The organism is Stutzerimonas kunmingensis (assembly GCF_900114065.1).
In the GTDB taxonomy this organism is placed as follows: Bacteria; Pseudomonadota; Gammaproteobacteria; order Pseudomonadales; family Pseudomonadaceae; genus Stutzerimonas; species Stutzerimonas kunmingensis.
In genome coordinates, this window is the sequence record NZ_FORS01000007.1 from 207,441 (window position 1) to 231,668 (window position 24,228).

General features: G+C 60.7%; 19 protein-coding genes and 2 pseudogenes. 16 read left to right on the forward strand and 5 right to left on the reverse strand.

The annotated features are described in order from the left end of the window. Positions 1 to 3: 3 nt before the first annotated feature. From BM275_RS17160 to dxs, 8 genes are all read left to right on the forward strand, one after another. Complete coding sequence (locus BM275_RS17160) at positions 4 to 1,323, forward strand: lysine N(6)-hydroxylase/L-ornithine N(5)-oxygenase family protein (RefSeq protein ID WP_090522501.1); 1,320 nt, start codon at positions 4 to 6, stop codon at positions 1,321 to 1,323. Then, positions 1,320 to 2,474 carry an MFS transporter gene (locus BM275_RS17165; protein WP_090522503.1) on the forward strand — a complete coding sequence of 385 codons (1,155 nt, stop codon included), beginning with the start codon at positions 1,320 to 1,322 and terminating at the stop codon, positions 2,472 to 2,474. Before BM275_RS17160 ends, BM275_RS17165 begins: the two co-directional genes overlap by 4 nt. Continuing rightward, the gene (locus BM275_RS17170) at positions 2,471 to 3,058 is read left to right on the forward strand and encodes a GNAT family N-acetyltransferase (protein ID WP_014819019.1); all 588 of its coding nucleotides are present in this window, start codon (positions 2,471 to 2,473) and stop codon (positions 3,056 to 3,058) included. Before BM275_RS17165 ends, BM275_RS17170 begins: the two co-directional genes overlap by 4 nt. Beyond that, complete coding sequence (locus BM275_RS17175; RefSeq protein WP_090522506.1) at positions 3,055 to 4,863, forward strand: IucA/IucC family protein; 1,809 nt, start codon at positions 3,055 to 3,057, stop codon at positions 4,861 to 4,863. Before BM275_RS17170 ends, BM275_RS17175 begins: the two co-directional genes overlap by 4 nt. Further along, positions 4,847 to 5,608 (forward strand): siderophore ferric iron reductase, encoded by a 762-nt coding sequence (locus tag BM275_RS17180; RefSeq protein ID WP_090522508.1) that lies wholly within the window; start codon positions 4,847 to 4,849, stop codon positions 5,606 to 5,608. Before BM275_RS17175 ends, BM275_RS17180 begins: the two co-directional genes overlap by 17 nt. A gap of 140 nt (positions 5,609 to 5,748) precedes the next feature. Further along, complete coding sequence (locus tag BM275_RS17185) at positions 5,749 to 5,991, forward strand: exodeoxyribonuclease VII small subunit (protein WP_003283056.1); 243 nt, start codon at positions 5,749 to 5,751, stop codon at positions 5,989 to 5,991. Beyond that, a complete protein-coding gene (gene ispA / locus BM275_RS17190; RefSeq protein ID WP_090522533.1) occupies positions 5,991 to 6,878 on the forward strand; it encodes a (2E,6E)-farnesyl diphosphate synthase in 888 nt (295 codons plus the stop codon). The genes BM275_RS17185 and ispA overlap by 1 nt, the downstream gene beginning before the upstream one ends. Before the next feature lie 108 nt (positions 6,879 to 6,986). Next, on the forward strand, positions 6,987 to 8,885 hold the full coding sequence (gene dxs / locus BM275_RS17195) for a 1-deoxy-D-xylulose-5-phosphate synthase (RefSeq protein ID WP_090522510.1): 1,899 nt from the start codon (positions 6,987 to 6,989) through the stop codon (positions 8,883 to 8,885). Positions 8,886 to 8,982: 97 nt separating this feature from the next. On the opposite strand, the gene BM275_RS17200 is transcribed toward dxs, so the two are convergent. Next, complete coding sequence (locus tag BM275_RS17200) at positions 8,983 to 9,459, reverse strand: LabA-like NYN domain-containing protein (protein WP_014819014.1); 477 nt, start codon at positions 9,457 to 9,459, stop codon at positions 8,983 to 8,985. A gap of 116 nt (positions 9,460 to 9,575) precedes the next feature. Between BM275_RS17200 and BM275_RS17205 the strand changes: the two genes are divergently transcribed. Both BM275_RS17205 and BM275_RS17210 read left to right on the forward strand, forming a co-directional pair. Beyond that, positions 9,576 to 10,256: a YciC family protein gene (locus BM275_RS17205; RefSeq protein ID WP_090522513.1), complete on the forward strand. Its 681-nt coding sequence runs from the start codon at positions 9,576 to 9,578 to the stop codon at positions 10,254 to 10,256. Positions 10,257 to 10,333: 77 nt separating this feature from the next. Then, a complete protein-coding gene (locus BM275_RS17210; RefSeq protein WP_042928908.1) occupies positions 10,334 to 10,762 on the forward strand; it encodes a VOC family protein in 429 nt (142 codons plus the stop codon). Positions 10,763 to 10,772: 10 nt separating this feature from the next. Here the strand turns inward: BM275_RS17210 and BM275_RS17215 are convergent, their stop codons facing one another. Continuing rightward, positions 10,773 to 11,603, reverse strand: coding sequence for an SDR family oxidoreductase (locus tag BM275_RS17215; protein WP_023444970.1), 831 nt, complete (start codon positions 11,601 to 11,603; stop codon positions 10,773 to 10,775). An 86-nt stretch (positions 11,604 to 11,689) separates the two neighbouring features. On the opposite strand from BM275_RS17215, the gene BM275_RS17220 reads away from it, so the two are divergent. Next, entirely contained in the window at positions 11,690 to 12,505 is an 816-nt protein-coding gene (locus BM275_RS17220; RefSeq protein WP_046619121.1) for a substrate-binding periplasmic protein, read from the forward strand. Positions 12,506 to 12,507: 2 nt separating this feature from the next. Here the strand turns inward: BM275_RS17220 and hrpB (BM275_RS17225) are convergent. Continuing rightward, positions 12,508 to 14,661: pseudogene (gene hrpB / locus BM275_RS17225) on the reverse strand (ATP-dependent helicase HrpB); the annotation flags it as partial. A gap of 81 nt (positions 14,662 to 14,742) precedes the next feature. Here hrpB (BM275_RS17225) and BM275_RS22090 point away from each other — a divergent pair. The 5 genes from BM275_RS22090 to BM275_RS17240 all read left to right on the forward strand — a co-directional run bounded on the left by BM275_RS22090 (position 14,743) and on the right by BM275_RS17240 (position 21,187). Beyond that, complete coding sequence (locus BM275_RS22090; RefSeq protein WP_015275584.1) at positions 14,743 to 17,025, forward strand: hypothetical protein; 2,283 nt, start codon at positions 14,743 to 14,745, stop codon at positions 17,023 to 17,025. After that, positions 17,015 to 18,619: an integrase gene (locus BM275_RS22095; protein ID WP_139229580.1), complete on the forward strand. Its 1,605-nt coding sequence runs from the start codon at positions 17,015 to 17,017 to the stop codon at positions 18,617 to 18,619. The genes BM275_RS22090 and BM275_RS22095 overlap by 11 nt, the downstream gene beginning before the upstream one ends. A gap of 124 nt (positions 18,620 to 18,743) precedes the next feature. After that, positions 18,744 to 19,112, forward strand: a complete 369-nt coding sequence (locus BM275_RS17235; RefSeq protein WP_138412367.1) for a hypothetical protein — start codon at positions 18,744 to 18,746, stop codon at positions 19,110 to 19,112. Beyond that, positions 19,113 to 19,721 carry a hypothetical protein gene (locus BM275_RS22100; protein ID WP_015275582.1) on the forward strand — a complete coding sequence of 203 codons (609 nt, stop codon included), beginning with the start codon at positions 19,113 to 19,115 and terminating at the stop codon, positions 19,719 to 19,721. It abuts the gene before it with no gap. Next, a complete protein-coding gene (locus tag BM275_RS17240) occupies positions 19,718 to 21,187 on the forward strand; it encodes a tyrosine-type recombinase/integrase (RefSeq protein WP_063613243.1) in 1,470 nt (489 codons plus the stop codon). Before BM275_RS22100 ends, BM275_RS17240 begins: the two co-directional genes overlap by 4 nt. Positions 21,188 to 21,265: 78 nt before the next feature. On the opposite strand, the pseudogene BM275_RS17245 reads toward BM275_RS17240, so the two are convergent. Both BM275_RS17245 and hrpB (BM275_RS17250) read right to left on the reverse strand, forming a co-directional pair. Continuing rightward, positions 21,266 to 21,469 (reverse strand): annotated as a pseudogene (locus tag BM275_RS17245) (PDC sensor domain-containing protein); the annotation flags it as partial. 224 nt (positions 21,470 to 21,693) lie between these two features. Next, complete coding sequence (hrpB, locus tag BM275_RS17250; RefSeq protein ID WP_003292681.1) at positions 21,694 to 24,219, reverse strand: ATP-dependent helicase HrpB; 2,526 nt, start codon at positions 24,217 to 24,219, stop codon at positions 21,694 to 21,696. Positions 24,220 to 24,228: the final 9 nt, after the last annotated feature.

Sequence of the window (24,228 nt, forward strand, 5' to 3'; positions counted from 1 at the left end):
CACATGAACAAGATGTATGACTTCATTGGCATCGGCATTGGCCCGTTCAACCTCGGCCTGGCCTGCCTGGCCGAACCCATCGACGGGCTCGATTGCCTGTTTCTCGACCGCGCCGAGGGTTTCAACTGGCATCCCGGCATGATGCTCGACAGCGCCACCCTGCAGACGCCGTTCATGGCCGATCTGGTGACCCTGGCCGACCCCACCAGCCGCTTCAGCTTTCTCAACTACGCCAAGCAGGTCGGGCGGCTGTACGCCTTCTACATCAAGGAAGACTTCTTCCTGATGCGCCGCGAGTACAACCAGTACTGCCAGTGGGTGGTCGAGCAGCTCGACAGCCTGCGCTTCGAGCACTTCGTACAGCAGGTCGACTACCTCGACGAGCGCCGCTGCTACCGGGTGCGCGGCGTGCACACGCGTAGCGGCGAGGGCTTCGAGTTCCTCACCCGCCGTCTGGTGCTCGGCACCGGCACCACGCCCTATCTGCCGATCTGCTGCGAGGCGCTGGCCGAGCACGTCAGCCACAGCGGCAACTACCTGCAGGACAAGTCGCGACTGCAGGGCAAACGCTCGATCACCGTGGTCGGCAGCGGCCAGAGCGCGGCGGAGATCTACTACGACCTGCTGCAGGAGATCGACCGCCACGACTACCAGCTGAACTGGATCACCCGCGCGCCGCGCTTCTTCCCGCTGGAATACACCAAGCTGACGCTGGAAATGACCAGCCCGGAGTACATCGACTACTTCCATAGCCTGCCTCGCAGCACCCGGGAAAAGCTCATCGACAGCCAGAAGGGCCTGTACAAGGGCATCAACGCCACGCTGATCAACGCCATCTACGACGAGCTGTACAACCAGAGTCTCAAGGGCGAGGTGCCGACCCAGCTGCTGACCAACGCCGAGCTGCGTCGCTGCCAGCGCCTGAGCGATGGCACGCTGGAGCTGGAGTTCTTCCAGCACGAACTGGAGCAGAGCTATCGCCACCGCTGCGACGCACTGGTGATGGCCAGCGGGTATCAGTACCGCCTGCCGCGCTGCATCCAGCCGATAGCCGAGCGCATCGCCTGGCAGGCGCCGGAGCGCTTTGCCGTGGCGCGCAACTACAGCATCGACCGCAACGGCGGTGAGGTCTTCGTACAGAACGCAGGGCTGGTCGATCACGGCCTGGTGACGCCGGATCTCGGCATGGGCTGCTACCGCAACGCCTCAATCCTGCGCGAGATCTGCGGGCGCGAGCACTACGCGGTGGAAACGAAGATCGCCTTCCAGCAGTTCAGTTTGCCGCAGCCGGTGACACCCCAGGGCGCGGTGGCGGCGCGATGACGCTGCGACGCGCGCTGATCGGCATGACGCTGCTGGCGGTGCTCGGCGACAGCCTGCTGATGCCGTTCTATCCGCAGTACTTCGCCGAACGCTTCGGCGAGCTGCGCAGCGAGCAGGTCGGGCTGTACCTGGCCGCGGTATGCCTGGTGGCGATGCTCGCCTTGCCGCTGTGGGTGCGCCTGTCCAGGCATGCGCATCCGCTGCGGCTGCTGATCTTCGGCCAGCTGATGGCCGGGCTGCTGGCGCTGGCCTGCGCGGCGATCGAGCAACAATGGCTGTTCTGGCCGGTGTCGCTGACGATGATCGCCTTCAAGGCCAGCTATCTGCTGATGTATCCCTACGTGATGGGCTTGGTGGGCGCCGACCAGCAGGTGCGCACCATCGGCCTGCTCTCGGTGGTGGTGCATCTGGGTGCGATTGCCGGCGCGACGCTGGGTGGCGGGGTGCTGCACTACCTCAGCCCGGCGCGGATGTTCGTGCTGATGGGCCTGATGGATTTCGTGCAGATGGCTGTCAGCCTGCTCTTGTTGCGCCATGCGCCGCAACCGACTCGGGTCGATGCAAGCACGCCACCACGGCCGCGCGGGGAGCACCTGGCAATCGCCCGGCTGTGCCTGCTGATGCTGGCGTTCTACTTCTGCATCTACCTGGCGCGGCCGTTCTTTACGGTGTACTGGGAGCAGCTTGGTGGGCCCCAGGCAAGCTGGATCACCGGCCTGGTCTACGCCATTCCCGGCATGCTGGCGCTGCTCGCCCTAGCCCTGCATTACCACGCCGGGCAGCACCTGACCGCCTGGCTGCTGCTGGGCGCGGCCGGACTGGCACTGCAGGGCATCGAGCAGATGCCGCTGGTACTGGCCGGGCGCGTGCTATTCGGCTGGGCGCTGTACCAGCTCACCGTCGCGCTGGATGCACGACTGTTCGCCCTCAGCCGGCCGGAGCACTACGGCCGCGACTACAGCCTGATCAACATCTTCCAGAACCTCGGAGTGCTCGCCGCGTCGTGGCTCGCCGGATTGGTGGTGCGCGATGCCGGCCTCGCCGCGCCGTTCTTCCTGTCCGCCCTCGGCCTCGTTCTCACCGCCTACGTACTGCGCTGGCTGCTGGTTTCAGCACCAGTCAGCGCGTCTCTCTGTGGAGCCAAATCATGAATACCGCTCTTTCCCGCGCGGATGGTCCGCGCTTCGTTCGCTACTGCGCGCTTGGCGCCATGCACTTCGAGACCGTGCAGCCGGAGCATTTGCCGCTGCTGCAGGACTGGCTGCGCCGCGACTATGCGCGCTTCTGGGCCATGAGCCATCTGAGCCTGGCGCAATTGGCCGACTATGTTGGCGAGATCCAGCGCAGCAGCCATCGCGACATTGCCATCGGTATGTGCAACGGCGAACCCGCGTTCCTTTTCGAGGGCTATCACCCAGCCCATGACCGCCTCGCCGATCACTACCAGGTGCGCCCCGGCGACCGCGGCATGCACCTGCTGCTCGCACCCTGCGAAAAGCCCGTGCACGGCTTCAGCCTGGAAGTCATACGCAGCATCCTCGCCTACCAGTTCGCCGACCCATTCGCGCGGCGCATCGTCGTCGAGCCCGATGCGCGCAACGCCAAGGTGCATGCCTTGAACCAGCGCGTCGGCTTCGTCTACCAGCGCCTGCTGCAGCTACCGGAAAAGGATGCCTGCCTGGCGTTCTGCACCCGCGCGCAGTTCCTCGCCACCCTTCAGGAGAATCCGCAATGAATCAGCTCGTGCACCTTCCAAACGCCGCCGGCGATCTGGCCACCGAACACCTGCAGGCCGAACATTGGGCCCGCGCCAATCGCCTGCTGGTGAAGAAAGCGCTGGCCGAGTTCAGCCACGAGAAGCTGCTCAGCCCCGAGCCGCTGGGCAACTGTTGCTACCGTGTGGCAGTGCCGGACAGCTCGACCGAGTACCGCTTCAAGGCACGAAGGCTGGCGCTGGACCACTGGTCCATCGTTACTGACTCCATCGAAAAATTCACCGATGGCCAGCCGCAGCCACTGGACGCGCTGAGCTTTATCATCGAGTTCGCCGACACTCTGGGCATCTCGGAAAACAACCTGCCGGTCTACCTCGACGAGATCAGCAGCACCCTGTTCGGCAGCGCCTACAAGCTCGCCAACAGCCCGCTGAGCGCCGCCCAACTGGCCCTGGCGGACTTCCAGCAGATCGAGACCGGCATGCGCGAAGGCCACCCGGGCTTCGTCGCCAACAACGGGCGGATGGGCTTCGACGCTCAGGATTACCGCGCCTACGCGCCGGAAGCGGCGAGTCCGGTGCGCCTGGTCTGGCTTGCCGTGCACCGCAGCCGCGCCAGCTACAGCGCCATCGACGGGCTCGACCAGCCGACCCTGCTGCGCGAGGAGCTGGGTGGTCAGCTCGAGGTGTTTCATAGCCAGCTGCGAGCGCTGCAGCTTGACCCCGACGACTACCTGCTGATGCCCGCGCACCCCTGGCAGTGGCACAACATCCTGGCCATCGGCTTCGCCGCAGAGATCGCCAACCGGCAGATCGTCCATCTCGGCCTGAGCAATGACCGCTACCTGGCGCAGCAGTCGATCCGCACCTTCTTCAACCAGAGCCAGCCGCAGCGGCGCTACGTGAAGACCGCCCTGTCTATCCTCAACATGGGCTTCATGCGCGGGCTGTCGCCCTACTACATGCAGGCGACGCCCGCGATCAACGCCTACCTTGCCGAGCGCGTGGCCAGCGACCCGCTGCTGCGCGACTGCGGCTTCCAGTTGCTGCGCGAAGTCGCGGCGATCGGCTATCGCAATCCCTATTACGAGCAGGCACTGCCGGCCAGCAGTCCGTATCGCAAGATGCTCTCGGCGCTGTGGCGGGAGAGCCCTTATGGCCACATTCAACCCGGCCAGCGGCTGATGACCATGGCCGCGCTGCTGCACAGCGACGGTGACGAACGCGCCCTGCTGGCAACGCTGATCAGTGCCTCGGGCCTGACCGCCGACCGCTGGCTGCGCCAGTACCTCAATGCCTACCTGAGGCCGCTGCTGCACTGCTTTTATGCCCACGACCTGGTGTTCATGCCGCATGGCGAGAACCTGATTCTGGTGCTGGAAGATCACCTGCCGGTGCGCGTGCTGATGAAGGACATCGGTGAGGAAGCGGTGATTCTCGATGGCGACGCGCAGATCCCCGAGGCCGTAGGCCGTCTCGCGGTATCGGTGCCCGACGAGCTCAAGGTGCTGTCTATCTTCACCGACGTGTTCGACGGCTTCTTCCGCTACCTCAGTCAGATTCTCGATGAGCAGGTCGGCCTGCCGGAACAGCGCTTCTGGCAACAGGTCGCCGACTGCATCGCCGACTACCAGGCCAGCCAGCCGCAGCTGCGCGACAAGTTCGCCCGCTACGACCTGTTCGCCGAGGAATTCGCCCGCTCCTGCCTGAACCGTCTGCAACTGGGCAACAACCGGCAGATGCTGGATCTGGCCGATCCGGCCGGTGCGCTGAAATTCGCCGGCACCCTGAAAAACCCCGTCGCGCCCTATGCGCCGGAACGCTGAAACCCAATGGGCGGATGACGAGGCGCTGAACGACCTGCTGCTGCGGGTGCGCAGCGCCCTGCCGGGACTGGACGGGCGCGTCGGCTCGCCAAGACCCGACGAGCTGATGCTGGATCGCCCGCAGTCGCTGGCCGCCCTGCTGGCGCACTGGCAGGCGGCGCACCCGGAAGCGGGCCGCCATTACTGGGCCGCGCGCTGCTGGACGCTGCTGGTCTGGCAGCCCATCTATCTGCAGGTGCTGGCCGTGCAACTCGATGGCCAGTCACCCGAGCTGGAGGGCATGGCGCAGGGTATGCAGCAGGGCTTCGTCGCCGGTTTCTGCCTGCCGGATCATCAGCCGCTGCGCGCCGACGCCCAGCACCTGCTGCGCCATGCCGGGCAGCAGATCCGCCAGTTCTGCGCCCAGGCCCATGCGGCTTGCGGCGCGTTGCTCGGCCTGCATCCGAAGCTCGCGCAGCGTCTCGCTGCGGACTGCGTGATGGCCGCGCTGCTGCACGCGCAACGGACCGATGGTTGCGGCAACCTGCAGCTTTGCCGTCGCGCCGATGCCTGGCTGGATGCGTGCGGCATGCAGGGCGCCAGCGGCCTGCTGGCGGTGCAACTGGCCGAGGGAGGCACCCGTCTCGGCTTGCAGCGCAAGGCCTGCTGCCAGCATTTCCGCCGCGCCGATGGCGAGCTCTGCGACAGCTGCCCGAAGCTGCCGCTCGCCGAGCGCACTCGACGCCTGCGCGAGCAGCATGGTTAGCGCTCGCTGACCTCGGGCAGCATCCCGACACCTTACGCAGCTGGATACACATCACGCGGGCGAACCTTGTGGCTGCCGCGGGCGTTTCTTTGCTAATGTCGCGCCCGTTTCCGACTCGCCGCCGACGACAGGTTCCCGCCATGGCCCGCAAGAAAGCTGCCCTCGATTTCGAACAATCCCTCGCCGAGCTGCAACAGCTGGTGGAACGCCTGGAAAGCGGCGAGCTGTCGCTGGAAGACTCGCTGACCTGCTTCGAACAGGGCATCGGCCTGACCCGCGACTGCCAGGCTGCGCTGAGCCAGGCCGAGCAGAAGGTGCAGATCCTGCTGGAACGCGACGGCAGCCTGCAGGAAGCCCCCTTCGAGTCGGACCCCGAAGCATGATGATCGGCGACTACCAGAAACGCTGTCAGCAGCGCGTCGACGGCTGCCTCGAAACCCTGTTCGTCGCGCCGCTGCCGCAGCTCGAACGCCTCTATCAGGCCATGCGCTACAGCGTGATGAACGGCGGCAAGCGCGTCCGCCCGCTGCTGGTCTATGCCGCCTGCGAAGCACTGAACGGCGACAAGGCCAGCGCTGACGGCGCCGCCTGCGCCGTCGAGCTGATCCACGCCTACTCGCTGGTGCACGACGACCTGCCGGCCATGGACGACGACGACCTGCGCCGCGGCCAGCCCACCACGCACAAGGCCTTCGACGAGGCCTGCGCGATCCTCGCCGGCGATGGCCTGCAGAGTCTGGCTTTCGAGGCCATGGCCCAGGCCGAGCACAATCCGCAGGACGCCACGCTGCGCCTGCGCATGTTCGCCGTACTGGCCCGCGCCGCCGGGCCGGCCGGGATGGTCGGCGGTCAGGCCATCGACCTCGGTTCGGTCGGGCTCAAGCTCGATCGCGACGCCCTGGAGCTGATGCACCGGCACAAGACCGGCGCGCTGATCGAAGCCAGCGTGCAGCTCGGCGCGCTCGCCAGCGGCCATGCCGACGCCGACAACCTCGCCTCACTGAGCCAGTACGCCCGCGCCATCGGCCTGGCCTTTCAGGTCCAGGACGACATTCTCGACGTCGAAAGCGACACCGCGACCCTGGGCAAGCACCAGGGCGCCGACATCGCTCGGGACAAGCCGACCTACCCGGCACTGCTCGGCATGGACGCGGCCAAGGCCTACGCGCTGGAGCTGCGCGACCAGGCACTGCACGCGCTGCGCCCGTTCGATATCTCCGCCGAGCCGTTGCGCGAGCTTGCTCGCTACATTGTCGAACGACGCAACTGAGCCTTTCGCTGAAATAGCAGTCAAACCCCTACCGGACCCGGGACCGTTCTTATCGAAGGGCCCATCGGGTAAACTGCCGCTCTTTTTTCAACAACAACGATCCGCCTGATGCCCAAGACTTTTCACGAGATCCCTCGGGTTCGCCCCGCGACGCCCGTTCTTGACCGAGCGGCGACCCCCGAACAGCTGCGCCGACTGGGCGAGGCGGAACTCGAAGAGCTTGCCAACGAACTGCGCCAGGAGCTGTTGTACAGCGTCGGCCACACTGGCGGGCACTTCGGCGCCGGCCTCGGCGTGATCGAGCTGACCATCGCCCTGCACTACGTCTACGACACCCCGGACGACCGGCTGGTGTGGGACGTCGGCCATCAGGCCTATCCGCACAAGATCCTCACCGGTCGCCGCGAGCGCATGGCCACGCTGCGTCAGAAGGACGGCCTGGCCGCCTTCCCGCGCCGCTCGGAGAGCGAGTACGACACCTTCGGCGTCGGTCATTCCAGCACCTCGATCAGCGCCGCCCTGGGCATGGCGGTCGCCGCCCGTCTGAAAGGCGAGCAGCGCAAGTCCATCGCGGTGATCGGCGACGGCGCGCTCACCGCCGGCATGGCCTTCGAGGCGCTCAACCACGCCCCGGAAGTCGGCGCCAACATGCTGGTGGTGCTCAACGACAACGACATGTCGATCTCGCGCAACGTCGGCGGGCTGTCCAACTACCTGGCCAAGATTCTCTCCAGCCGCACCTACTCGAGCATGCGCGAAGGCAGCAAGAAGATCCTCTCGCGCCTGCCGGGTGCCTGGGAAATCGCCCGCCGCACCGAGGAATACGCCAAGGGCATGCTGGTGCCCGGCACGCTGTTCGAGGAACTGGGCTGGAACTACATCGGCCCCATCGACGGCCACGACCTGCCGACGCTGATCGCCACCCTGCGCAACATGCGCGACCTCGACGGCCCGCAGTTCCTCCATGTGGTGACGAAGAAGGGCAAGGGCTTCGCCCCCGCCGAAGCCGACCCGATTACCTGGCATGCGATCAGCAAGCTGGAGCCGGTCGGCGCCCCGGTCAAACCGAAGAAGCCCTCAGGGCCCAAGTACTCCAATGTGTTCGGCCAGTGGCTGTGCGACATGGCCGCCGCCGACCCGCGCCTGACCGGCATCACCCCGGCGATGAAGGAAGGTTCGGACCTGGTGGCCTTCAGCGAGCGCTACCCGCAGCGTTACTTCGATGTCGCCATCGCCGAGCAGCACGCGGTGACGCTGGCGGCCGGCATGGCCTGCGAAGGCATGAAGCCAGTGGTGGCGATCTACTCGACGTTCCTCCAGCGCGCCTACGATCAGTTGATCCACGACGTCGCGGTGCAAAACCTCGACGTGCTGTTCGCCATCGACCGCGCCGGACTGGTCGGCGAAGACGGCCCGACCCATGCCGGCAGCTTCGACCTGTCCTACCTGCGCTGCATCCCCGGCATGCTGGTGATGACGCCCAGCGACGAGAACGAGATGCGCCGCATGCTCACCACCGGCTACCACTTCGAAGGCCCGGCCGCGGTGCGCTATCCGCGCGGCAGCGGCCCCAACGCCACCATCGAGCCGGGACTGGAGCCGCTGGAGATCGGCAAAGCCGTGGTACGCCGTCAGGGCAGCAAGGTGGCGCTACTGGTGTTCGGTGTGCAACTGCCAGAGGCGCTGCAGGTCGGCGAAAAGCTGGACGCCACGGTGGTCGACATGCGATTCGTCAAACCGCTGGACGAAGCCCTGCTGCGCGAACTGGCGGGCAGCCACGAGCTGCTGGTGACGATCGAAGAGAACAGCATCATGGCTGGCGCCGGCAGCGCGGTAGCCGAGTTCCTCACTGGCGAAAGCATTCTCAAACCGATGCTGCATCTGGGCCTGCCCGACTACTACGTCGAGCACGCCAAGCCCAGCGAAATGCTCGCCGAGTGCGGCCTGGATGCGGCGGGCATCGAAGCGGCGGTGCGCAAGCGGCTTGCGGCACTAGGCAACGCCTGACGTCGTTTCGGTGGATGGGTGGAGCGTCATCCACCCTACACTGGCCACTCCGAGTCGCACTATCGGCAGACTCGCTCCCCTTAAAGTGGGCGGATGTTCAGCCACGCAACAACAAATCACCCTCGATCGGCACGTAACGCGTCGCCGCACGGATCAGCGATTGCGCGGTAAGTCCCGGTACGCCATAGGCGGTCGCTTCGGCGCCGCCGGCCCGCACCCGATCGAGCAGCAGGTCGAAATCGCCATCGCCGGACGCCAGCACCACCTCGTCGACCCGTGCCGCCGCATCCAGCACGTCGATGGTGATGCCCACATCCCAGTCACCCTTGGCGGAGCCGTCGCTGCGCTGGATATAGGGCTTGAGCTTCACCGTGAAACCGAGGTTGCGCAGGATTTGCTGAAACTGCTGCTGGCGTGCGTCACCGCGCTCGATGGCGTAGGCATAGGCCTCGACGATGGTGCCGCGACGGCTGACATCGGCCCACAACGCGGAATAGTTGAAGTGGCAGCCATGGGCCTGCCGCACGGTGTAGTAGAGGTTCTGTACATCGGCGAACAGGGCGATCTTCTTCACGCGGCGGCCCGAATCTGAAAGGGGGCTCCAGTATGGACGGCGAAATCGCACATGTCCCGTCCTTGCCGCATCCGTTACAGTGGCGCCCCGAAACGATTACTCACCTTCGGTCTGCAATGAACGTTCTTGCCATCCTGCGTGACGCCTGGTTCTTCTACTCCCGCCACTTCCTGACCATCGTCCGGCTCTGCCTGCCGCTGATCCTGCTCGAAAGCGCGACACGCCTGGCGCTCGATCACTGGCTCGGCGAAAACGTCCTGCCCGCTCTGGACCTGCTGGTGGGCCTGATCTTCTATCCGCTGTACATCGGCGCGCTGATCCTTTATCTGGATGCGCGCAGCCGTGGCCACGATCCGGCGCTGCGTGCGGTCTACGCCCGGGCCCTGCCGCTGTGGCCAGCGCTGGCCGTGCTCTCGGGGCTCGGCTCACTGCTGATCATGCTCGGCGCCTCGCTGTTCGTGCTGCCCGGCATCTGGGTCATGGTCAAGATCGCCTTCGCCGAGTACCTGCTGGTCTTGCGTGGCCTGACACCGCTGGCGGCGCTGAAGGAGAGCTTCGCCCTCACCCGCGGGCATTTTTTGCTGATACTGGGCTGCGTGATGACCGTGCTGTTGCCGATCTGGATGCTGGAAATCTGGATCGCCGCCCAGCTGTTCGCCGAGCAGACGCCACCACTGTTGCCGGCGATGTTGCTGGACGCCGTGGTCGGCCTGCTGCAGTTGCTGCCGACGATCATGCTGTTCCGCTGCTTCATGCTCTGCACCGAGCCGCCGACACGCCAGCCGGACAACGGCTGAGCGGTCTTTCGACGGAGGTTCAGGCGAGGCGCGCAGAGCCTGCTAGGCTTGCTCCGGCCACATCAGGAGACCCCGCCATGGCCGACCAGAACCCAAGCATCCTTTCGCACATTTCACTGGGCAGCAACCGCTTCGACGAGGCGGTTGCCTTCTACGACCAGGTCCTCGCCACCCTTGGCTGCAAGCGAATCCTCGAACACCCCGGCGCCGTCGCCTGGGGCCGTGAATACCCGGAATTCTGGATTCAGCGCCCCATCGACGGCGGCAGCGCGTCGGTGGGCAACGGCACCCATGTCGGCTTTTTCGCTGCGGATCAGGCCGAGGTCGACGCCTTCCATCGCGCGGCGATCGCCGCCGGCGCAAGCGATGAAGGCGCACCCGGCCCGCGCCCGGAATATGGCGAGCCCTACTACGGCTGTTTCGTACGCGATCTGGACAGCCACAAGATCGAGGCGTCCTACTGGGACGAGGCGCTGATGCAGCAACTCTACGGCAGCGGCAGCTAGCCGGCTGCGTTCAGGAGGCGCGCCCGCCGAGCAGCCGCGGTAACAGCAGGCTCTGGTAAAGCCGCGGAAAACAGCGCGCCAGCAGCTGGGCTTTCCAGTCCAGGTTGGACAGCACCAGCAGCCGGCGCCGGCGCAGCGCGCCCTGATAGATCGCCTCGGCCACGTCCTGCGGCGAAGCGACCCGACCGATGTCCAGCACCGGCGTCGGCGCTGTCGAACCATCGCCGACCAGCACGTTCTTGCGCAGATCGGTGGCGGTGTAGCCGGGGCAGACCAGCATGACGTTGACGTCGGTTTCCCGAAGCTCGCAACGCAGCGTTTCGAACAATCCGTGCAGGGCATGCTTGCTGGCGTTGTAGGCGGCCCGGTTGGGCACCGGCGAATACTGCGAAAGCGAGCTAAGTACAATGATCTGCCCGCCGCGGGAGATCAGACTGGGCAGCGCGGCCTGAGTGCAATGCAGCGCGCCGTAGAAATTCACCGCCATCACCCGCTCGAACACTGCCAGGCTGGTATTCGCTACCGGGCTGCGGTGAGTGATGCCGGCGTTATTGACCAGCACGTCGATGCCGCCGTAACGCTCCACCACCAGCGCAATCGCGCGCTGCACCGCCTCGGCATCGCTGACGTCACAGCACAACCCCAGCGCATCGGCATTGTGGTGATCGGCCAGATGCTGCACCAGGCCATCCAGCGCATCCTGATGCAGATCGAAGATCACCAGCCGCGCGCCAGCCTGTGCCATGCGCACCGCCAGCGCGCGGCCGATCCCGGCACAGCCGCCGGTGATCACCACCAGCTTGCGGTTGAACACCTTGCGATCGAACACCTTGCGCTGCATACCCCTACTCCTTCGTGCCGCACGCGTGCCTTTCGGTATGAGCATAGGTCGATATAGGCCGACATTCCTCACGCTGCTGCAGCAATATGGCTCATGGACAACCGGGCATCGGCTGCGCATGCTTGTTGGAACAGCGCAAGGCAGCGATCGATCCATTGAAAGCATTCATCTATCTGGCCCTGGCCTCCCTTCTCGGCTTACCAGCCGCGGTCCTGGCCAATCCCGTTTCGCAACGCGTCCTCAACGTCGGCTACTACGAGTTCGCCCCGGCCATCTACACCGATGCCCAGGGCATGGCACGCGGCGAACTGGCCGAACTGACCCGGCGCGTCGCGCGTGAGGCCGGCTACGGCGTGCGCTTTCGAGGGCTGCCCGGCGCCCGCCTCTACGCGGCGCTGGAGAATGGCAGCATCGACCTCTGGCCTGGAGCCCAGGGCAAGCCGGAGCTGGCGACCCATACGCTGGAAGGCCGGCATACGCTCAGCCAGATCAATCTCAACCTCTACCGCCTTGCCGGTACACCGGCGCCGCGCCTGCCGGACGACCTTGCCGGCAAGTCGCTGATACTGATCGGCGGCTACAGCTACTGGCCGAACGTCAACGCGCTACTGGACGATCCCGGCCTCGACCTGCGCCTGCTGCGCACCAGCAATCACCTTTCCGCGCTGGAAATGCTGCAGCGCAACCGTGGCGATTACCTGCTCGATTACCAGATTCCAGTGGAACAGGCCCGCCAACGACTACGGATGGAAGCGCTGCCCTACCAGCGCCTGGCCCAGGTGCCGATCCACTTCATCGTTTCGCGTCATGCTCGCGACGCCGCGACCATCGTCACTGCGCTCGACGACGCCTATGAAGCGTTGCGCGTCGCCGGCGAGGACCTCAGCCTGCCCTCGGACTGAGCCTACTGCCCGCGTGGCTTGGCCCGTGCGGTCGGCTCGGCGATCAGCGGGTCGTCCGGCCAGTAGTGCTTGGGATAGCGCCCCTTCAGATCCTTCTTTACCTCGGCGTAGGTGTTGGCCCAGAAGCTCGCCAGGTCCTGGGTGACCTGTACCGGACGCCGCGCCGGCGACAGCAGGTGCAGCTTGACGACCTGTCGGCCACCAGCAATCCGCGGCGTGTCGGCCAGGCCGAACAGCTCCTGCAGACGCACCGCCAGCACCGGCGGCTGCTCGCTGTAGTCCAGCCGAATGCGCGAGCCGGACGGCACGCTGAGCGCCACCGGCGCCTGCTCGTCCAGGCGCTGCGGCAGCGGCCAGGGCAGCAGCGTGGCGAGCATGCCGGCCAGATCGAGCTGGGCGAAGTGCGCCAGGCGCGACACCTTGCCGAGGTAGGGCAGCAGCCAGTCGTCCAACCGTTCCAGCAGTGCGGCATCGCTGACGTCCGGCCAGTCGCTGCTGTTGCCTGCGTCCAGATCGAGCTGACGCAGCAGGCCGATGCGCGCCTGCCACTGGCGCAACTCCGGCGTCCAGGCCAGCAGTTCCAGGCCCTTGCGCCGTACCAGGCCGAGCAGCGCGCGAGCCCGCGCGTCATCGTCGAGGTTCGGCAGTGGTTCGCGGCTGAGCACCAGTTCGCCGATCCGCCGCTGCCGTTCGGCGCGCAGCACGCCCTCGCGCTCGTCCCACTCCAGCTCATCGCGCAGAAACACCTGTTCGGCCAGCGGTCCGTCGAACAGCGCCGGGTCCAGCGCGACCGCCCGGTAGATGCGCTCCTCGCGTTGTCCCTGATGGCTGCCCAGCTCGGCGATCACCAGCCAGGGCTCCTTCACCAATGCATCCGGCTCACCGAACAGCGCCGCGCGACCGTTGGCCAGACGATAACCCCCGCCACCTTCGCGGCGCTGCCGGGCGACGCGGTCGGGGTAGGCGAAAGCCAGCAGCGTGGCCAGCGCGTGCTGTTCGTCCAGCGCTCCGTCGCCCTGCCCCGAAGTGCCGCGCAGCAGGCCACGAAACTGCCGGGCCAGCTGCCGCACCCGCTGCACCGCAGCGCCACGGCCGCTCTGCAACTGGTGCAGACGCAGCGCCAGATCGGCGCCGCCGCTGCGCTGTCCGCCGGATTGAATGTCACGCTCGACCAGCAGCGCCGCGACATCCGCCGCCAGCGCGCCAATACCCAAGCCATGCCCGCGCAGCAGCATGTGCGCCAGCCGCGGGTGTGCCGGCAACTCGGCCATGGCCTGACCGTGGCGGGTCAGCTGCCAGCCGCCATGTTCGTTGTGCTGCAATGCGCCAAGGCGCTCGAGCAGCGCCTGAGCCTGGGCGTAAGCCGCCGCCGGCGGCCGGTCGAGCCAGGCCAGCTCGTCCGGCTCGACACCCCAGCGTGCCAGTTGCAGCGCGACACCCGCAAGGTCCGCCTGGAGGATTTCCGCCTCGCCGTAGGCCGCCAGCTGCGCGTGCTGATCCTCGGACCACAGCCGATAGCAGACGCCCGGCTCCAGGCGCCCGGCGCGACCGGCGCGCTGCGTGGCCGAGGCGCGGGAGATGCGCCGGGTTTCCAGCCGGGTCATGCCGCTGCCTGGATCGAAGCGCGGCACCCGCGCCAGTCCGGCGTCCACCACGATGCGCACGCCTTCGATGGTCAGGCTGGTCTCGGCGATGTTGGTCGCCAGCACCACCTTGCGCATGCCCGCTGGCGCCGGCTCGATGGCCGCGCGCTGCTGCGCCAGCTCCAGCTCGCCGTGCAGCGGGCAGAGCAGGATGTCGCCGCGCCCGCCCAGCTGATCGGCAAGCGCCTCGTGGACGCGGCGGATCTCGGCCTGCCCCGGCAGAAACACCAGCACGCTGCCCTGCTCGTCCTCCAGCGCCTGCAGCACCGTCTGCATCACGCGCGGCTCGATACGCTCATTCGCCGCAACGAGACGGCCCCAGCGCTGCTCGACCGGGTGCATGCGCCCCTCGCTGCGCACCACCGGTGCGCCGTCGAGCAGTGCCGACAGGCGCTGGCCCTCCAGCGTCGCCGACATCAGCAGCAGCTTGAGCGGCTCGTCGCGCAGCAGCTGCCGCGCATTGAGCGTCAGCGCCAGGGCCAGATCGGCGTCCAGGCTGCGCTCACGCATTTTGCCATTCGCATGGATTTATCATTAGATACCTAAACCCAGCAAATACGGGATCTTCCACCCCAAAGCAAGGACAAGAATTCGTTGACAATCATCAGCAGCACCCTGTTCTTACCCAACTATCCATTCCGAAAAATTTCGGAGCCCCTAGCCAAGGCCTTTCAAACCCACGCGTCGTCGGAGTTGATTAACGTTCCGCTGAAGCTGCTCGAGTGCTACCTCCAACTCATCGAGGCAGAACTCTCCTACGTCCATCTGTCGAGTCGAAGCTGCGAGCCGATCATCATCGGTTTTGTCGGTGCATTGCGATCAAGAACTTTGGCCGATAGCAAAGAGCCTGTTCGGATTCGCTGGGCTCGACGTTTCGTAGAAACACTTACAAGTCTGCGCGACGAAATTCCAGGCATGCCCAATTTCGACTATTTGATGGCCGACCTCGAAGAAGGGAAAGAACTCTGGGATTCCCAGCAGAAAAAATTGAACCCATTGGCCTTGCGCTATTGGAACGGATGGCAAGTCGACTCCCTAAAAGGAGTACCAAGTTTTCTCGCGCTGGGAGAACTATGGCACTCCCATGGCCCTGAGTTTACAGAAGAGTACTACCGGACATGGAAGACTTTTTCGGCCAAGCAAGCAAGATGCAACACCACATTGTGCAACAAGCTGGCCAGCTATTTATCGAAGAACTCTTTGGAGTGGCCAACTACAACCTTCCAAAACCCAGAAAATATAAAATCATTCTTTTTGCACTTCATGAAGGAGCACTTCTTAACCGCATATAGAGAAAATCTAAATATACCAACCCAGATAAAAACGTGGAACAGGTTCATATCGAACTGCGAAGAGGCCTTTATACAATCAGGAGTTTGGGCAACCCCTTTTGGGGATGGACTACCACGGCCCATCCGCCCCAAACAACACAGAGCGCAAACAAGAGTGTCCGTGTCTGATGAGGGGGTGGAAATCCATGAAAAACTTATCACTAGAGTCCCTCTCGAAATAACTGATAACGAGGCAATAGAAATATTATTCAAAAGTATCCACAAAGACATCGAAACCGTAAAATCCTGGGCAACAGAACAAGCCAATGAACTTTACTCGAGAGTCCAACTTCGTATACTCGCAACCACACGGATAAACTCCTCGGAAATCAAACCTCGAAAAGGCTGGCAGCGTCGGAGTTACGATCACGAATCAATTTGCGCGATTTTTCAAAGCAACGGCTTTCCATCCTCGCGCATGGACTTCGAACACCAATACGGATACACCATATTATCTGCTGATGTCGCAAATATACTTGGACTTCCGGCTGCTGGCACTCTTTATCCCTACCAATGCTTACTGGTAGCAGAGCACAATGAGATCACAGAATCTTTCCTTAAGAATTTTCGTTTGTATGACGACAAAGGTAGAAGATCCGGCTTTGTGAAAACCGACACCGGGTATCAGTTGGTCGGCTTCAAGGATAGAAGAGGTGGAAAGCTAAGCGAGCAGAAAATACAACTAAACGCGAACTCAACAAAGCGAATCTTCGAAGTAATAAAGATCACAGCACCGTTAAGAAAATATCTCAAGGGAATTGGCGACAGCCGATGGAAGGAGTTATTCCTGACCTGCGGGAAGGGTTTCGGTCACCCGCGGAGCGCTGTAATTCCGACTTGGAACAAAGCGCTATTCGATAAACACACACGGATTTTTGAACGACTTGCACAACAATTTTCAAATCATACTTCCTTGAGGGGTACTGAACTAAAAAATTTCTTATCTCGAGTCACCCTTTCTAGTCTTCGAGCCTCATGTGGGGTAGAGGTATATTTAAAAACCCAAAGCGTCGAAGCCATGTCCAAAGCGCTCGGCCACGCAAACCACGACTGCCTGCAACTTTCTCACTACCTGCCGGAGTCAATACTAGCCTTCTTCCAAGCCCGCTGGATAAGAATTTTTCAGCGCGGCTTAATCTGTGACGCGATGAAAGATAGCAGCTTCCTCATAGAGGCCGCAGACTTCGAGACAATGGAAGAGTTAAATCTATTTCTTAAGAACCATGCACTAAAAGACATCCCTGACCACCTGGTCAACCCGGAGAACACTCAAACAACTGAACCCTATTCAGCGAATCAGTACTCAGAGGTCTACATCTCAGTGGATCCAGGGATAATGACCGCCCTCGTATCATTAGAGAAAGCAGTGGCTACAGCGGAACGACCCGAAGAAGTGACAGGAGTAGCACGATACTGGGCAGATCTAACGAAGGCCGTTGTTGCCGAGATCAGAAGGGATAATGACGCACTACTGAAAGACCACCTTTATGTCGCCGAGCAGAGGTGTAACCCCCGCAGAATGGAGAAGTTGATATATGAATGTTGAATTACCAGCAGAGCTAGACTTCCTAAAAGCGTTCTACACCGACCCTAGGACAGAATACAAAAAATCAAGTTGGTTGCTGAGTGATTTCGACTTGCACATATGGAAATATGATTTCAATTTTGCGACCCCCAACACGATCAACTGGGACATTACATTAGACGACGAAACTTCTCTGCTTGCCCAAAAAAACAAGCCATTACTAGACGGGCTAAAGTATTTTTTAACAACATCTACACGTTCTGTTCGAGGATCGGCGATCGAATTAGGTTCACTAGCCGCACAGATGACGATGTTTAACAGGGCCATTCACGTTGCCGATTACATTCTTCTGAATGCAAAAGAATATCAGCTATCCAGATTCGGATTGGCTGGAATCAACAGCCATCACATGAAGAGAATGCTAGACGTCTTCTCAAGCGTCAACGGTTCGGAAGAGTCGGTTTACGAGTGGACCAAGACTATCAGCAAATTTTGTTTAAGCTTAATAAACACTTCCAGTTCTATCGAACTCGATAGCATTCTAGATCAATATCCACGAATGCGCATTGTGACTGACGAACAACTAGATGAGCATCACCTGGAAATACCTTTTGATTTAATACCTTATGCAAGAGCTGCCTTGCATTTGCATGGATATTATAAAAAAAGATCAACTGCTGGAGTCCGCACCCCTAACACCTTGCAGCTAGCGAAATCGCTTTATGCCAACACACTGAAAGGCGGGCATCTAAAACTAAAAACATTAAGCTCATTAGAATTCTATACTGATAATGAGAGAGAAATAATATCGAGAGAGTATCCCGGTTCATCGGTCAGGACAGGTGACCATGAAGCAATGACATCCGGTCCATTTCGCGCCTACAGATTTTTAACATACAACCTTGGAATTCTTCATGAAATTGGGCTTCCAGCTCCCGAAGTATCAGAGCTGAAGCAGATACTTGATTATGAACCATCACTCTCTGAAGCTGCTCGGTTTCGGACGCTGCCGTACCCAATAGTGAGAGACGCCTTCAGAAAATCAATCGAGTACCATTTCAAGTATGGAGAACTTCTAATAGAAGGTTTCTGCCGCATGGCAGAGCATTGCAACCTCAATGGAATTGCCCCTACGCAACTTACCAATGGAGAGTTACAAGACATTATGCCCCCTGAGCTTATCGACATGGGAATTAGGAAGCTTGGGCTTGTATGTCAAACGGTGTCTATTAGGCACGGCGCACTGAGAAAGCAGTCAAATTACTTCATAGAACTCAGAAATAATGTGGGACTGATTGAGTGCTTACGCATCTATATTGGATGTGTCCAGATGGTAGTTGGAACAATCATGGCTCGCCGAATAGGAGAAATGCTCGATTTGCACTCGACTGACTGCCTAGATAAAAGCGAAAGATGGTTGATCTTCTTAAATAGAAAAAGCACATCCAACCTGTTCGGCATAAGACAACGCCAAGCACGCCCAATCGAACCCATTGCCGTAAAAATGATTAAAAACTTAATTTCCATGCAGCAGAGACTTTTAAAAAGCGGATTCATAACTGAAATGACTAGCCTCTTTGCCCCCCCCCGGACTCCTCGGAAATGCCGGGCTTAGTCAGCAAACAATGTATGCCTACAATAGAAACCTAGACTTGTTGTGCGATTATTTCGAACTACCACTAAATTCAAAAGGAGAAAGGTACTATATCCGACAACATCAACTTCGACGCTTTTTCTCCATGGTATTCTTCCACTCGAGCAGTTTTGGAGGACTGGAGACACTGCAGTGGATGCTCGGGCACACCGACATGCAGCATGTTTGGAATTACATTACTGAGTCCACTGATGGTGCAGTTTTGCGTAGCGCTAAGGCTCAGTTCATAGCAGAAAGCTTGCATAATGGCGATATCACTGCTTACGAAGATCTAGCCGAAATACTAAAAATTCGTTACAACACAGATAATTTTGCTCTAGTAGACACTGCTGAACTTGAAGACGCAATCACCGACATGATAAAGACAGGGAAAGTCCAGATTGAGCCAGAGTTTTTCACAGACGAAACCGGCCAACATATGCGCGTGGTAGTAAAAATTCAGAGCACAGACTAAATGAAAAAAATCTCCGACCTAGAGCCACATGCTAGCGCCACATTAATAACCAGTGAACTTTTAAAGCTAATCTACCGTAATCCTGACTATTTTTCCAAAAACGAGAACATTCTAAAGGCTCTCAGAAGCCAAGGAGCGCTAGCCAAGCTCGAATTCAATTTCGAGGACTCAGGGGCTATAAAGTCAAAATCCCCAATGAGCATCAACACTTTAAAATCTCACGCCAACTTACAGTTCAAGGGAGGATTTAAGGAACTTGATACCCTCCGCCTAGCGGCATTGAGGGCCATTGAGAAGGTCAATGGCAGCAAAGAGGCCACTTCAACAAAACGCACTAAGTCCGGACTTTCGCGACTAGTAACTGAACTAGAGGAGAGACTTGATAAGCAGCGCTGCGCCAACATGGTCCTCCTCCAGGGATTAAGCCTGGCAATTAACGAGTTAAGAAATATACGTAGCAATCTAGATCCCGCTCTACTTGAAAAGCGGGCAAGCGATGCCGTTCAGGCACTTACTGCTCTACTGAGCCTCCCTCCAGAACAGCCACCCCCCCCCTCCCCTTCTTCCGGAGACGGGCGAGTTACGCGACTGGAGGAGTATCGCAAGTGACAAACCACCTTCGCCAACAACTATTTAAACCACTTAAAGAGCTAACACTCTTTAGCTACCATGCGCATGGAAGTACTATAACAAAAGATGGTTCTGGCCTGCCGTTTTGCTGTTGGCCTGATGGCACGCCCAATAACGTCGCAAATCTCTACATGCTCGCACTACGTGACCGCCCTGGCCGAGGTGGAAAAGGCCTATCAAGGCACGGCGGTAAAGGCGGAAGCATTGGGGAGTATGCATCCAAAATAAGCCCACTAGTTCGCTACTGCTTCAGATACCGAACTGACTTTATAGGACTGTCTGACCAACAGTTCTCAGACTTCATTGACGAATTAAGAAAGGAGCGATCTGTCAACGATCCCACTGTAAATAGGCGCACCGAAACTACACTCCTAGCAATTGGTAGGATCTGTCTAGATTTTTTGCAATTCGTAGGACGTCTTTATGGCGACGATGCATTTGTATCAGAGAATGGAACCATCCGCGCCGTAATGAAAACATTTACTATCACAACGCGCTCAGGAAGAACGATAAAGCGGAGTTATCTGCATCACCACTCTCTTCATGTATCTGGAACGCGCTACCACACGCGCGATCCGATCCCGAGCGAACATATAAAGCTTTTGCGAGATTCAGCAAACAAAATCCACCCATCGAGACACCTTCAACTTCGACGGAATCTGGTGATTTCCTTGCTTGAGCATACGGGCGCTCGACGCAGCGAGATAATTGAAATTACCGTTTCGGACATACGTAATGCCATGAACATGTCGTTCCCATTGCTACGTCTGCGAACCTTGAAACGTGGAACCTATTCCGAGCGTTTTATCCCGATTTCAAGAGTGGTACTAAGCGAAGCTAAGAAATATATTCAGTTTGCCCGCAGAATATCTCTTCGCAACTTCAAGGACACGGATCACGACAGACTCTTTGTTCAAGAAAAGACTGGTAAGCCGCTCGGTGCCTGCAGTATTACGAATGAAATGATTCAACTTAGAAGTCACGCCGGCATCGAAGAAAAAGTCTGTGCACACATGTTCCGCCATGCTTTCATCACCAATCTTTTCGTACTCCTAATCAAAAGACACAAGTTCAAGCAAAAGGACGACTTCAGAAGCGCCCTGCTTAATAGCAAAAAGTTTCTTTACGACGTCATGCTGTGGACTGGCCACAAAGATCCCCTCTCGGTAGAACGGTATATTCATCTTGCATTCGCCAAACTTGATGGATACGAAGACATCGTTTCATCTGCCCATATAATCAGGACTAACCGTATATATGACCAGGCCGAGGAGCTACTTCTGAACGCATTAAAAAATGGTATGCCAGTTGACGAGTACGTGCGTGAACTGGAGAAGCTAAAGCAACTTCGGCAAGAAGATCTCAAGAAAGAGACAAAGGAAGAGGAAGAGGAAGAGAATACGGAGTCAGTCAAAAGCTGGGAGCATTGGCATAACCACCTTTGAATGTTGCGATACAACTCGCTTCACTGCCGAAGCGTCCATAAAGCGCGTGTCTAATGACGACGACGTTTACCGGTCGTTCACTGGGGCGAAAGAGACAATCCGCTCCTGCCCGTGCAAGGTGGCATCCTGAATGCCCGACTCAATCCGTAGGGCTCTGTCCGGATAGATGTCCTTGAGGTTCGTCATCACCTGACCCTTGTCAAGGCTGAAGATCACTTGGCCGTTGTGATCAACCAGGAATGCATGGTCGATGCCGCCAAAGTCCACGACATCTATGATCCTCCACTAGGGTGTCAAGGGTGAACCGTCGCTTAAGTTCCGGAGCACACATTTACAAAGGGCCGAAATCTGCAAAAAACGGGCACGTCGACTCTACGAATGGCAATACGGTAAAACTCGCACGGCCCTAGTACGCCGGTTGACTGGCACACTCAACAGAGAGCCAACCTGCGTTGCTCTCGAGGCAACACTGGGTTCCGGTTCACACGCCCGCATTGAGCAACAGCCTACGATTTTCGCGGCTTAGCTCTAGCTGTAGCCTGGGCCACAAGCGGGTCCTCAGGCCAGTAATGCTTAGGGTACCTACCTCGTAAATCTTTCTTCACTTCCGCGTAGGTATTGCGCCAGAAACTCGCCAGGTCCTGGGTGACCTGCACCGGGCGCTGGGCCGGGGACAGCAGGTGCAGCTTGACGCCCTGACGGCCACCGGCGATGCGCGGAGTGTCGGCGAGGCCGAACAGCTCTTGGAGGCGCACCGCGAGAACCGGCATCTCGTCGCTGTAGTCGAGGCGGATGCGCGAGCCGGAGGGCACTTCCAGCGTACGCGGCGCCAGCTCGTCGAGGCGTTGCGGCAGCGGCCAGGGCAGCAGGCCATGGAGGATGCCGGCGAGGTCGAGGTTGGCGAAATGGCTGAGGCGGCTGACCTTGCCCAGCCAGGGCTGCAGCCACTCCTCCAGGCTGGCCAGAAGCGCCGCGTCGGAGAGGTCTGGCCATTCGCTGCTGCCCGTGTCGGCCAGGTCCAGTCGGCGCAGCAGCGCCACCCGCGCCTGCCACTGGCGCAGCTCCGCACTCCACGGCAGCAGCTCCAGCCCCTTGCGTCGCACCAGACCGAGCAGCGCACGCGAGCGGGCCTCGTCATCCAGTTCGGCAAGGGCTTCGCGGGCCAGCACCAACTCACCCACTTTCACCTGACGTTCGGCGCGCAGCACACCTTCGCGCTCTTCCCAGTCGAGCAGGTCCTGGCACCTTACCTGTTCGGCCAGAGGGCCGTCGAACAGTGCGGGATCAAGGTCGGCCGCGAGATAGATGCGCTCTTCACGCTGGCCCTGGCGGCTACCGAGATCGGCGATCACCAACCAGGGCTCCTTCATCAGCGCATCCGGCTCGCCAAAGGTGGCTGCACGGCCATTGGCCAGCCGATAATCGGCCCCTCCGGCACGACGTTGCTGGGCAATGCGGTCCGGGTAGGCGAACGCCAGCAGGCAGCCGAGCCAGCGCGGGTGATCCGGATCGGCCACCGGCTCGCTGGCCGGGCCACGCAGGTAGGAACGGAACTGCCGCGCCAGCTGGCGAGCACGCTGCACGCCGCCACGAGCGCCACGCGCTGCCTTGTCGTTACCGGCCAGCAAGGCGAGGCGGCTGTGCAGGTCGGCACCGCCACCACGCAGGATGTCGCGCTCGCCCAGTAGGGCGGCGAGGTCACAGGCCAGGCCGCCGAGTCCCAGGGCGTGGCCACGTAACAGCAGGTGGGCAATGCGCGGATGGGCGGGCAGTTCGGCCATGGCCTGGCCATGGCGGGTCAAGTTGCCATCGTCGGCCAGTGCGCCGAGGCGTTGCAGCAGGTCACGGCCCTGGGCGTAGGCAGCCGTGGGCGGCGGATCGAGCCAGGCCAGTTCATTGGGATCACCAATCCCCCAGCGCGCCAGTTGCAACGCCAGTCCGGCAAGGTCGGCCTGGAGGATTTCCGCGCTCCCGTGGGCGGCCAGTTGCTCATGCTGGGCCTCAGACCAGAGCCGGTAGCAGGCACCCGGCTGCAGACGGCCGGCACGGCCGGCACGCTGGGTCGCGGAGGAGCGGGAAATACGCTGGGTGTCCAGGCGAGTCATGCCACTGGCCGGGTCGAAGCGCGGTACACGCTCCAGGCCCGCGTCCACCACCACGCGCACGCCATCGATGGTCAGGCTGGTCTCGGCGATGTTGGTGGCCAGCACCACCTTGCGCTTGCCCGCCGGTGCCGGCTCGATGGCCGCGCGCTGGGCAGCGAGGTCCAGTTCACCGTGGAGCGGGCAGAGCAGGATCTCTGACCGGCCAGCGAGGCGCTCGGCCAACTGCTCGGCGACGCGGCGAATCTCCGCCTGGCCGGGGAGGAACACCAGCAGGCTGCCAGGTTCATCGGCCAGGGCCTGGAGCATGGTCTGTACCACCCGGGGTTCGAGCGCCTCGCCGATCTGACTCGGCCGCCCCCAACGCTGCTCCACCGGATACATGCGACCTTCGCTGCGTACCACAGGCGCCTCGTCCAGCAGGCGCGACAGGCGCTCGCCTTCCAGCGTGGCGGACATCAGCAGCACCTTCAGCGGCGGTTCGTCGCGCAACAACTCACGGCCGTTGAGACACAAGGCCAACGCCAGATCGGCATCGAGACTACGCAGATGATACTCATCAAATATGAGCAGCCCAACGCCATCTAGGGCAGGATCGTCTTGAAGCCGACGAGTAAGAATGCCTTCAGTCACTACTTCAATTCGAGTCTGTGGTCCGACCTTACTCTCCAAGCGAATTCGATAGCCGACTGTTTGCCCAACGCTTTCTCCCAGCTCGCTCGCCAGTCGCTCAGCTGCGGCTCTGGCAGCTAGTCGACGTGGTTCGAGCATGACAATAGTCTGGTCGGCCAGCCAAGGCTCTTCCAGCAGCGCTATTGGTACTCGCGTTGTTTTGCCTGCCCCCGGCGCTGCCTCAAGTACAACTTCATTACGTGCAGACAAGGCATCTCTTAAAGCGGGCAAAACAGATTCAATCGGCAACAAACTCATGATGGCTCC

Bases quoted from the DNA above. Each gene is read 5' to 3' on its own strand.
- BM275_RS17165 (WP_090522503.1), top strand. From the start codon at position 1,320: ATGACGCTGCGACGCGCGCTGATCGGCATGACGCTGCTGGCGGTGCTC.
- ispA (WP_090522533.1), top strand. From the start codon at position 5,991: ATGATCGGCGACTACCAGAAACGCTGTCAGCAGCGCGTCGACGGCTGC.
- BM275_RS17160 (WP_090522501.1), top strand. From the start codon at position 4: ATGAACAAGATGTATGACTTCATTGGCATCGGCATTGGCCCGTTCAAC.
- hrpB (WP_003292681.1), bottom strand. From the start codon at position 24,219: ATGAGTTTGTTGCCGATTGAATCTGTTTTGCCCGCTTTAAGAGATGCC.
- BM275_RS17185 (WP_003283056.1), top strand. From the start codon at position 5,749: ATGGCCCGCAAGAAAGCTGCCCTCGATTTCGAACAATCCCTCGCCGAG.
- BM275_RS17175 (WP_090522506.1), top strand. From the start codon at position 3,055: ATGAATCAGCTCGTGCACCTTCCAAACGCCGCCGGCGATCTGGCCACC.
- BM275_RS17235 (WP_138412367.1), top strand. From the start codon at position 18,744: ATGGTATTCTTCCACTCGAGCAGTTTTGGAGGACTGGAGACACTGCAG.
- BM275_RS17215 (WP_023444970.1), bottom strand. From the start codon at position 11,603: ATGCAGCGCAAGGTGTTCGATCGCAAGGTGTTCAACCGCAAGCTGGTG.
- BM275_RS22100 (WP_015275582.1), top strand. From the start codon at position 19,113: ATGAAAAAAATCTCCGACCTAGAGCCACATGCTAGCGCCACATTAATA.
- BM275_RS17220 (WP_046619121.1), top strand. From the start codon at position 11,690: ATGGCTCATGGACAACCGGGCATCGGCTGCGCATGCTTGTTGGAACAG.
- dxs (WP_090522510.1), top strand. From the start codon at position 6,987: ATGCCCAAGACTTTTCACGAGATCCCTCGGGTTCGCCCCGCGACGCCC.
- BM275_RS17205 (WP_090522513.1), top strand. From the start codon at position 9,576: ATGAACGTTCTTGCCATCCTGCGTGACGCCTGGTTCTTCTACTCCCGC.
- BM275_RS22095 (WP_139229580.1), top strand. From the start codon at position 17,015: ATGAATGTTGAATTACCAGCAGAGCTAGACTTCCTAAAAGCGTTCTAC.
- BM275_RS17180 (WP_090522508.1), top strand. From the start codon at position 4,847: ATGCGCCGGAACGCTGAAACCCAATGGGCGGATGACGAGGCGCTGAAC.
- BM275_RS17170 (WP_014819019.1), top strand. From the start codon at position 2,471: ATGAATACCGCTCTTTCCCGCGCGGATGGTCCGCGCTTCGTTCGCTAC.
- BM275_RS17210 (WP_042928908.1), top strand. From the start codon at position 10,334: ATGGCCGACCAGAACCCAAGCATCCTTTCGCACATTTCACTGGGCAGC.